Source organism: Vibrio sp. 03_296, assembly GCF_002265885.1.
This window is the reverse complement of sequence record NZ_NPKW01000217.1, coordinates 1-1327: the sequence shown is the minus strand read 5'-3', so window position 1 is coordinate 1327 and position 1327 is coordinate 1. Positions and strand designations below refer to the sequence as shown.

Annotated in this window: 2 protein-coding genes and 1 pseudogene; 1 reads left to right on the top strand and 2 read right to left on the bottom strand. The window is 44.5% G+C overall.

Annotated features, from left to right (window positions below):
* Positions 1 to 618, bottom strand: a pseudogene (locus CIK04_RS35645) (alpha/beta fold hydrolase); the annotation flags it as partial.
* A gap of 72 nt (positions 619 to 690) precedes the next feature.
* Here CIK04_RS35645 and CIK04_RS23510 point away from each other — a divergent pair.
* Positions 691 to 900 carry a hypothetical protein gene (locus tag CIK04_RS23510; RefSeq protein ID WP_011152674.1) on the top strand — a complete coding sequence of 70 codons (210 nt, stop codon included), beginning with the start codon at positions 691 to 693 and terminating at the stop codon, positions 898 to 900.
* A 40-nt stretch (positions 901 to 940) separates the two neighbouring features.
* Here the strand turns inward: CIK04_RS23510 and CIK04_RS23505 are convergent.
* Positions 941 to 1327 (bottom strand): C-terminal helicase domain-containing protein (locus CIK04_RS23505; protein WP_176463414.1); only part of this gene is annotated, 387 nt, incomplete at its 5' end.

The following is a 1327-nucleotide window of genomic DNA, read 5'->3' as shown; positions in this document are numbered from 1 at the left end:
TATTGATGTTTTTAACATTAGTTGGGGTGTGAACTAATAGCCTGACGGAGTTTTCAAAAATACAGTCGATGCGTTCTTGGTGCATTTTAGATATTTCTCGTTCGGTGGCGCGAATAATCGCCTTGTTACGTGGAATATCCGGATGTTGAATGGTCAGAGAATGCGTAAAACTCTGCGCAAAATGGTTCGGGCTGTGCATTGCGGCGGCGATCATCTGTTTGGTGGCGAGGCGCCCTGAAGAGGGGATGCCGGGGACGCCGCCACAGATAGAAAGGCTCAGCACATTGCAATATCGACAAGCTCCACAGCCACAGCGGTGGCATACGAAAAGCCCATGACATGGGCTCGATTCACACCAAGATGGTCGAGTAACTCTTTGAGCATCAAGGCTTGCTGGCGAATCGATATAGTGGAATCCAGCGGAGTGGTACGACCGGTTCCTGGGACTTCAATGGTGAAAACATTTAAGTGGCGAGCAAACGCAAGGGAAAATTGCTGCACGCTTTCAATGTCTTGCAAAGCGCCAAGCAAGAATACGGCAAATTGGTCACTTTCTTGATGGCGGTAGGCCGCGTAGCGATAGTGATTGCCGTTCAGGACTATTTTATGGATATCCATAGTGTTCTCCTTTATTAAAGAGTACACAATATAAATGATGATAAAAATGAGAAGTTTGGGTTAGGTGCTACAATGAAAAACGAAGAATTGGAACAATATCTTTCTCAGGCTGAACAGCCAGTGAAAGATTTTATGGCTGAAGTGCTGGAAACGCTTGGAAAAAAAATAACGAAAGAAGAAGAACCCTTAATTAAGCTTCAGTATTTTGGTGCCAACATAGAAATTAAATTGACCTCATTTGAAGGCGTTTACGAATTAGAGCGCTCACACTTTAATATGTGAATAGTCAATAAAAAGCCAGCTTTTGCTGCTTTTTTATTGACTATTCAGGCTGGTTATTTCTTTTGTGTTTTGGCACGTAATTTAATATAGAAATTGGCACAGCTTTCTTCGGTGTAAAACCTTCCACTTCTCGGCGCTCAAGCAAGTGTCCTAGACGGCTCTCAATCATGCATAGGTTTTTGAAGTTGTCCTTTGAAACCAATGAAATCGCTTCACCCTTGGCATTAGCACGACCCGTACGGCCAATTCGGTGGACATATTCATCGGCAGGGAAAGGTAAGTCGTAGTTCACCACGCGTGGAAGTGCTTCAATATCGATACCACGAGCAGCCACACCCGTTGACACCAAGTATTTGATTTTTCCTGCTTTAAAATCTTCCAGAAGTTGCTCTCGCACCGCTTGGCTGCGGCCACTGTGAAACGCTTC